The sequence below is a fragment of the Prevotella veroralis DSM 19559 = JCM 6290 genome, from assembly GCF_000377625.1.
Lineage (GTDB): Bacteria > Bacteroidota > Bacteroidia > Bacteroidales > Bacteroidaceae > Prevotella > Prevotella veroralis.
The window spans coordinates 89,830-97,268 of record NZ_KB898334.1 but is presented as its reverse complement, the minus strand read 5'-3'; the positions used below and the strand labels follow the sequence as shown (position 1 = coordinate 97,268).

The 7,439-nt window shown below is 41.1% G+C and carries 8 protein-coding genes and 2 pseudogenes; 2 read left to right on the top strand and 8 right to left on the bottom strand.

Annotation, left to right across the window (positions count from 1 at the left end):
- Nucleotides 1–75, bottom strand: a pseudogene (locus D464_RS14195) (transposase); the annotation flags it as partial.
- Between the two features lie 225 nt (nt 76–300).
- Here D464_RS14195 and D464_RS12670 point away from each other — a divergent pair.
- Entirely contained in the window at nt 301–699 is a 399-nt protein-coding gene (locus D464_RS12670) for a glycoside hydrolase family protein (RefSeq protein WP_154649597.1), read from the top strand.
- 88 nt (nt 700–787) lie between these two features.
- Entirely contained in the window at nt 788–1,393 is a 606-nt protein-coding gene (locus D464_RS0109685) for a type 1 glutamine amidotransferase family protein (protein ID WP_018911226.1), read from the top strand.
- 87 nt (nt 1,394–1,480) lie between these two features.
- Here D464_RS0109685 and D464_RS0109680 read toward each other — a convergent pair whose 3' ends face one another.
- The 7 genes and pseudogenes from D464_RS0109680 to D464_RS0109640 all read right to left on the bottom strand — a co-directional run bounded on the left by D464_RS0109680 (nt 1,481) and on the right by D464_RS0109640 (nt 7,161).
- On the bottom strand, nt 1,481–1,948 hold the full coding sequence (locus tag D464_RS0109680; protein ID WP_018911225.1) for an HU family DNA-binding protein: 468 nt from the start codon (nt 1,946–1,948) through the stop codon (nt 1,481–1,483).
- A gap of 458 nt (nt 1,949–2,406) precedes the next feature.
- Nucleotides 2,407–3,681 (bottom strand): PcfJ domain-containing protein, encoded by a 1,275-nt coding sequence (locus D464_RS0109670; RefSeq protein ID WP_018911224.1) that lies wholly within the window; start codon nt 3,679–3,681, stop codon nt 2,407–2,409.
- Between the two features lie 4 nt (nt 3,682–3,685).
- A pseudogene (locus D464_RS13960) lies at nt 3,686–4,132 on the bottom strand (PcfK-like family protein).
- 5 nt (nt 4,133–4,137) lie between these two features.
- Nucleotides 4,138–4,569, bottom strand: coding sequence for a hypothetical protein (locus tag D464_RS0109660; protein ID WP_018911223.1), 432 nt, complete (start codon nt 4,567–4,569; stop codon nt 4,138–4,140).
- 352 nt (nt 4,570–4,921) lie between these two features.
- Complete coding sequence (locus D464_RS0109650) at nt 4,922–5,269, bottom strand: hypothetical protein (protein WP_018911222.1); 348 nt, start codon at nt 5,267–5,269, stop codon at nt 4,922–4,924.
- Between the two features lie 166 nt (nt 5,270–5,435).
- A complete protein-coding gene (locus D464_RS0109645) occupies nt 5,436–5,903 on the bottom strand; it encodes a DUF1896 domain-containing protein (protein ID WP_018911221.1) in 468 nt (155 codons plus the stop codon).
- A gap of 25 nt (nt 5,904–5,928) precedes the next feature.
- Nucleotides 5,929–7,161 carry a site-specific integrase gene (locus tag D464_RS0109640; protein WP_018911220.1) on the bottom strand — a complete coding sequence of 411 codons (1,233 nt, stop codon included), beginning with the start codon at nt 7,159–7,161 and terminating at the stop codon, nt 5,929–5,931.
- Nucleotides 7,162–7,439: the final 278 nt, after the last annotated feature.

The following is a 7,439-nucleotide window of genomic DNA, read 5'->3' as shown; positions in this document are numbered from 1 at the left end:
TGTCATTGCATCAAAAAACTTGCAGAAGTCATCTGCCATACAAAATATTTCAGTAACTTTGTCCTCGGTGATCATAGCGATTTTTGTTTGTAACTGTTTGTATATTAGCTCCTTAAAGTTACAACAAATTTCGCTAATCACCAAATTTATAGACATTTATAATTCGTCGAACTCACGTTATATTATTAGACCGTATTTATTATGGAAAGTTATAATGTAAAGTAGAGAAATTCATATTACGTGGATATTCGTATTTTCAATTGGAATTAGAAAAAGACTTTCCATAATAAAGTTGTATTCATAATTGTCGTAGTGAAATACTTTGAGGGACTGCACGGCTGGAAGAATTATCCGTATGTTGGCTATGGGCATCAGCTGCAACGGGGAGAGCGTTTCACAGCGGATATGACGGAACGGCAGGCAGACTCCCTGCTCCGTGCCGACCTTTGGAAATGCTTTGAACACTTCAAAGGGTATGGCAAGGATGCGCTGCTGCTGACCTTGCTTGCCTATAATGTGGGTGTGGGGAGATTGCTTGGATATGGCAAGTACCCTAAGAGTAGACTGTTGCGAAAGATAGAGTCGGGAGACAGGAACTTCTATCAGGAGTATGTTTCGTTCTGCCGATACAAGGGAAAGGTTTTGAATGGGTTAGTCAAACGCCGAAAGGTTGAGTTTGCGTTGTTCTTTATCATCTGACTATATTAAACCAAGAATTATTCCTATGATGTTGTTTCTATTTTGCTGAAAAATTGTAACTTTGTATTACGATTAAATAGGATAAGCAATGAATAAAGAAACAAAAAAGGTACTCTTCGTCTTATTGAATGAGTACACAGATTGGGAAGGTGCTTTTCTCTCTACAGCCCTTCATGTTGGCGTAATACCAGGTAGTGAAATCAAGTACAGAGTGCATACAGTTGCTCCGACATTAGATGCAGTCTGTTCCATTGGTGGATTCAAAACGTTACCTGATTATTCTTTTGAGAATATGCCCAAAGACTATGCAGCCTTAGTCCTTATCGGTGGCAATCGATGGAATTCTCCTGAAGCAGAACTTGTTGCGCCATTGGTACAAGAAGCATTGGATAAGGGTAAAATAGTAGGAGCGATATGCAACGGAGCATCGTTTCTGTGTGCTCATGGCTTCTTGAACAACGTAAAACATACGGGTAATGGTCTCGACCAACTTAAACAATGGGGTGGTGAAAGATACACGAACGAAACAGGATATGCAAACGCACAGGCTGTGAGTGATAAGAATATCGTTACAGCAAATATTACTGGTCATTTGGAGTTCACTCGTGAAATGCTCTTACTTCTGAAAGCCAATACCTCGGAAAAGATTGCAGCTTGGTATGACTTTTATAAGAATGGATTTGTAAAACAGTAGTTATACTAACAAATAAAATTGATGCGTGGAGACAATGTGCTCCACGCATCAATGTAAATATTAGAAAGTCACGCTCGTTCGTCCCCCTTATGGCTCTGCAATCTCTGGTCCCGATTGAGAATGATTCTCAACTGGCTTCCTAGTTTCCTTTTCAGGTGCAGAAACACGCTCGTAGCTCACGCCAGTAAGTGTAAAATACTTCTTTGAGGGAGTGAGGTGTACCACAGGTTTCGTAATATGAACCTTTGGGTTGAACTCCGTTTTTCCCTTCTCAACCAATTTACTCTGGAAAGAAGGTGTAAGTGTCCCGATGTCTCCGAAGTCTACAATGTCTCCGTTCTCAACGTGCTTCTTTGCTATCTCAGCTGCAAGTCTGAGAACAGCCTCGACTTCTGCACCTGTGAACGTTGTAGCATGTGCCACTTCATCACAGAAACTACGATGATCAACTCTCTTTCGTCCTGTAGGATGTGCCTGCAGAACGATTTTCCCTTTCAAATTTCCAACTGTTCCTTTACGCTCCTTTAGCGTATAAGCAATGGGTCTGTTCGCCATAGTCATTAGTGTTGCCCCCGATTGTTAAGCCTTTGGAGGCTGGGGCTTTATCCTCCTCAACTTGTTAATAGATTTATATCACAAAGGTAAGAAATTTCTTGATTATCTCCAAGAAAAGCACATATTTCTTTTGACACTTATCAACCCTTTTTCGCAAAGGGGTTCACCTAAATGAGTAAAACTATCTACCTATTATCAGAAAAGGGTCTACCTTTTTCGTCAAAAGGGTCTACCTTTTCAATTAAAAAGGTCTACCTTTTTTGCCGAAAAGGTAGACCCTTTTTGAAGAAACTGACAAACCTCTTCTGTAGATTTGGATATGGTTAATTAATAACCCTAATGAGAATATGCAGTATTTGGCTTTCACCTTGTCCGCCAATTTTCAATTCATCCGCATAGTTGTAGATGATGTCCTCAATCTCTGTCTTCATATCTCTGATAATTTAATGGTTCATACTTTATGCTGTTGCTTTCATTCTTCGGCTTATAAGACCTCGATTGGCATTGACAAGGTTTACAATTTGCTCGTGATATTCCGTATTCTTGTTGCATACCCCACGACTTTGCACCACTTCCAAAGTTCGTAATGATACTTCAATGGTTTCTATTCGCTTGCCTTCAATGGTAGCCGAAAGGATAAGGGAGTCTTCCTTAAGGTAGTATGCATTAGAAAATACGCAATGGTGCATTGATACACCTTCTTCCAAATGTTCCTGCACGCTCTCTAATACGTGGACTTGGATTGTGCCGTCTGTAAAACAGATACCGAAAAACTTGGATTTGAGTTCCTTGAAGCGTTTTTCGTCTTCGATTGCCTTCTTTTGCTTCTGTTCTATCTCCTCCCTTTCACGCAGTTTGAGAAGTTCCTCGTGTCTGCGGTCGTGTTCGCCTTTAAGGTCTGTTGGGCATAAATATTTTGGATTATGAATATCCTTTCCTAATCTTCTAAGTGTATCTACATAATCACTCCAAAGGGAAATGTCTGCTATCTCATAGCCGTTACGGACTGCAATTTTGTAGGATTGCCATAGTTCTTCAAAAGTTCTCTTGTTGCCAAGAAAGTAACGTAAATGGTCTGTGCTACCTGCTTTTAGTAATGTTTCCACTCGGCTGTCTGTAAGTAATGCAGGAATAAGTTGGGTAGGCACGATACCATAGAAATTATCCTTAAAACCATTTCTACGAAGTATGTCTGTAACCTTGAACTTCGGATATATCGGTGAGTAGGCAATATGCTGATAGGCTTCATTATCGTTGCGTATCGCCATAGGACTATAATAGGAAAATGTATCAACATAGTGTCCCAATACCCTCTGTATGGCAACCACGGCTTTTCGTCCCTGCATATTCCACCAATATTGCCCAATCTCAATTATAGAAGTCTGTGCTTTGTAACCTTTCTCCATACCCACAATAAGTAGGAACATACGTAATACTTGAAACTCTCCACAAGTGGTAAGTATAGTGTAATACTGCTTCTGCTGCAACTTGCGCTCGTAGGTTTCCTTGACCTGCAACTTTGCCCTGCAATGAGGGCAAGTGCAAGTTTCTCTATGTTTGTTCATTATCCAACTATGCCCACAATCCATACAAGTGGTGCGACCTTTTGGCAAGTGGTAGGCGAAGTGGTCAATACACTCACGGAATGCCCACTTGCTTTGTGTCTTGGTTATCGGGCGAAGATACTTGCTTTGTTCCAAAACCGCCTTTTCAAATTTGTTTCTCGGTTTCATAGGCTTAAAAATCGAATAGTGATGGTTGTACTTGGGTAGCTATGTTCTCGGTCTTCTTCACTCGTGCGTTACGGCTCTGTAACTTGGCAAGTTCCTCACGCTGATATTGCTTAATGGCTTCCTGCCTTGCTTCGGCTTTTTCTTCCTCCGTGAGTTCTACAATGTGATTAACGGCAACTTGGCAAGAAATAGCCTTACCCACCTCTACATCGTCCTCATCATAGTAGTGAACAGCCATAGAGAAGATTTTTTCGAGCTAAGCTCTCAACAACTCGTCATCATCATCAAAGCCGTTGCAACCGCTTTTCTGCACTTCATTAAGAATGTAGGTGATGCACTCCTCGATATTCTTGTTCGGCTTCATCAAGTTAGGGGCAAACAATGGGTCTGTCATAGCACGCTGATTAAGATACTCGGCTATTGTCCGTGTGAAATGTTCTGTTCCTTTCATATTGCTTAGTATTTTGGGATTTCTACTATTTGATTGATGCGTCCATATAGGTAGGCTCTTAGGCTTGTTCTGTCGGGTGCGTAATACTCTGTCCATTGTCCGTACTGATTGACAAGGTATTTCTTCAGCACGTCAAAGAAGTCAAAGCGATAGCCTTGCAGTGGGACGGCTGTTCGGAAATAGGTGTTTGAGTTCACCGCTTCACATAGCCAATTCTTTTCCTCACGGCTCATACACTCGCCACGATTGAGTTTCATACGTAGGAGATATACTTTGCTATTACAAAGGCTCTCCAATGGGGGAACGTCCCATTGTACAAACTTAATTGCCAACACTTGCTCACTTTTTTCAGCCACAGGGTTAATGCGGTAATGAGAGGAGGAGCTATATCCTTTGCTGTTCATCGAAGATGTTGTATTTACTTTTTGCTTATCCATAGCGACATTTTTTTTATGCGTCCAAAGATCGGAGTATGCTGATTCCTTTTTGTAGCAAAAAAGAGGTAGCGGGGTGGGCTTGCACAAGGTTTTGGCGGAAAATACAACCCGTAGGTGTGGAGATTTTCCAGACAAACCAAGCGGCACAGACCTTTTGAAAGCCACAAGCCCCGTACTACCTTTGCGGATAAAAAGGGAACAGCATCCGTCTTCTTGTCATCGCATATCGTGGAGCATTGGAAAAGAAGCAAAAGTGCAACGCTCGTAGTGGGAAATAGAAAAGGTGGCTATCTCAAAATGCGAGATAACCACCTGATGAAATAACATGAAAGGTTTTACAGAGCTGTGCTTCTCAAAGCACGCATAGCAGGATGGCACAGAGAATAGCCAACCAAAATAGAATGCTCAGCAGCGCAAATGTTACTTTTAGAATTACCCTGACTATAAAGCGTAGTATCAGAAAACCTGCAATGACTGACACGACAGTTACGACTTGTGGCGTTACTATCTTCGAGATAAGCCAAATGACACCGATAACGACGGAAAGCAGGATAGTGAGTTCGATGAAGCGTGTCCAACCGAAGCGGCGGACTTGCTTGGGAGAAATCGACTGCTGCTTGATTTTATCGGTTTTGTTCGATGCGTCTGCCTTGATGAAGGCAGGTGTGTGAACGTCTTGATTCATGATGATTGTATTCATAATCGGAGCTTTTAATAGTTCAAGAGCAATAACAAGATGCGCAGACTACACACGAGTTGTTGAGAGCTATGCTCGAAAAAAGACAAGTGTTTGCAAAACTCTTGTCGTGTGGAGTGGAGCGTTTATCTTGGCTCTTGACACTACAAAAGCTCCCGATGGTGTTACATCAAGTCATGTTCTCACTATCGACTGTTGGCAGACCATTAACCTCAATGAGCAGAACGATTGTCCCTGTCAGTTCGGTGTAGAGTTTCTCATAATCTGAGCTTGCACCAAAGTCGTCTGTCAGTTCGTACTTGTCGAAAACGCTTTGCACAGCCTTATTCTTCAGAAGCATAGGTGTTAATCTTTCTGGAAGAGGAGAAGGGAGTTCTTTCTCGAACTCATTCTCTAAGACAGATACAAGCGTGTCATACTTGGAAAAGTGCAAACCTTGGTATAACACTTCGCTTGCCATTACCTCTGCCTCTGGGTAAGAAAAACCTTGTGCTATAGCATCGCAGTAAGTTGTCAATGCTTCGTCTGCGCGAGCAGTTACAAACGTATTTTCATTCACTCTCTCTGGATAATGCTCTCTGAGATACGCTTCCAACTTCAAACCGAAGTAAGAAAGCTCTTTCTTTGTTGTTGTCATAATCTTCTTGGTTTAGGGTTGTACATTATTTTGAGTTGATGCCCATAGCAACATTGAACTTGTCTAACTTGCCAGCCAATTGTTCCATATCGTGTTCTATTTTCTTATTGGTAATACGGGCATAAATTTGTGTCGTTTTAATGTTAGTATGTCCCAACATCTTAGAAACTGATTCCATAGAAACACCTTTACTCAATGACATTGTTGCAAATGTGTGGCGAGCCATGTGAAAGGTTAGGTCCTTTTTAATACCACAAATATCTGCAATTTCCTTCAGATATGAATTGGTTCGCTGATTGGTTAGCATTGGGAAGAGTTTACCATCACGATAGGTCTTGACATTATACTTTTCGATAATATTCTTTGGAATATCCAATAAAAGAACATTTGTTGCAACACTCGTCTTTTGTCGTTTTGTCATTATCCATTGTTTGTCATCAAGGGTAACAATGTTCTCGGGAGTAAGGTTGGCCACATCAATGTACGCCAAACCTGTAAAGCATGAGAATACGAATAAGTCACGAACCAATTCTAAGCGTTGTATGCCCAGATCCTTATTGGCTATCTTCAAAATCTCTTCATCTGTCAAGAAACCACGATTGACCGGCTCAAGGTGAAAGCGATGATTAAGAAAAGGATCGTGATGGATTACGCCCATTTTTCTTCCTAAAATCGTAATTGTCTTGAAAGTTTTCATTGTCTTGGTAGCTGTGTTCGGGTTCTGACCAACTACTGTGCGAAGATAAATATCAAAATCGTGTATGATAATATAGGTGAGTTCAGACAAGCGTATGTCCGAACGTTTGTACTTATCCTGCAAAAAAGTCATGAAGTGTCGTTTGCAGACATTATATTTCTGAAAAGTGGCAGCACTTACAGATATGCCCACTTGCTTGGCAATATCTTTGTTATGCTTATCGAAGAGTGTCATCATAGTCTCTACCTCTTCTTTCTTGCCCAGATACTCCGACTTGATACGCTCCAAAGAAATGGCATCTGTCATTTCCAACTTTTTGAAGATGGTCTGCAATCCGCTTTGGATGTTATCCAACTCGAGATTAGTAGAAAGGACCTCTGTAGTCCTTCCCTTCAGTCGTTCTTTTTCACTATCCCATTGCGACTGCTGAACGGCAATACCTGTTGACCCAATGGAAAGTCGTTCGTTGTTGAGATAGATTCTCAACATCACGGGTGTTTTACCCTCCTTGTTCACATAGTTGCTTCTTAGATAGAAGACTGCTCTGAAAATGGTTTTCATTTGCGCTGCTGTTGTTTAATTGTAGCCATGGAAAGGAAAGTTGTAGCCAAAATTCAATAATTGTAGCCAGCTTCTAATAAAATTGTAGCCAAAAGATTGAATTATTAGCAGGATAAACTTCTGTAACCACGCTGCAAAGTTCGACATATTTATTTGAATAACAGCAATTTGCGTGTACTCTATGCGTACTCTGTACGAACTCTTGGCTACAATTTTTATTTTGCCTCAAAAAGTGTAGCCAGATTGTAGCCATTGTAGAGTATTTAGGGAGTATTTAC

Bases quoted from the DNA above. Each gene is read 5' to 3' on its own strand.
- D464_RS0109685 (WP_018911226.1), top strand. From the start codon at position 788: ATGAATAAAGAAACAAAAAAGGTACTCTTCGTCTTATTGAATGAGTAC.
- D464_RS0109680 (WP_018911225.1), bottom strand. From the start codon at position 1,948: ATGGCGAACAGACCCATTGCTTATACGCTAAAGGAGCGTAAAGGAACA.
- D464_RS0109670 (WP_018911224.1), bottom strand. From the start codon at position 3,681: ATGAAACCGAGAAACAAATTTGAAAAGGCGGTTTTGGAACAAAGCAAG.
- D464_RS0109660 (WP_018911223.1), bottom strand. From the start codon at position 4,569: ATGGATAAGCAAAAAGTAAATACAACATCTTCGATGAACAGCAAAGGA.
- D464_RS0109650 (WP_018911222.1), bottom strand. From the start codon at position 5,269: ATGAATACAATCATCATGAATCAAGACGTTCACACACCTGCCTTCATC.
- D464_RS0109645 (WP_018911221.1), bottom strand. From the start codon at position 5,903: ATGACAACAACAAAGAAAGAGCTTTCTTACTTCGGTTTGAAGTTGGAA.
- D464_RS0109640 (WP_018911220.1), bottom strand. From the start codon at position 7,161: ATGAAAACCATTTTCAGAGCAGTCTTCTATCTAAGAAGCAACTATGTG.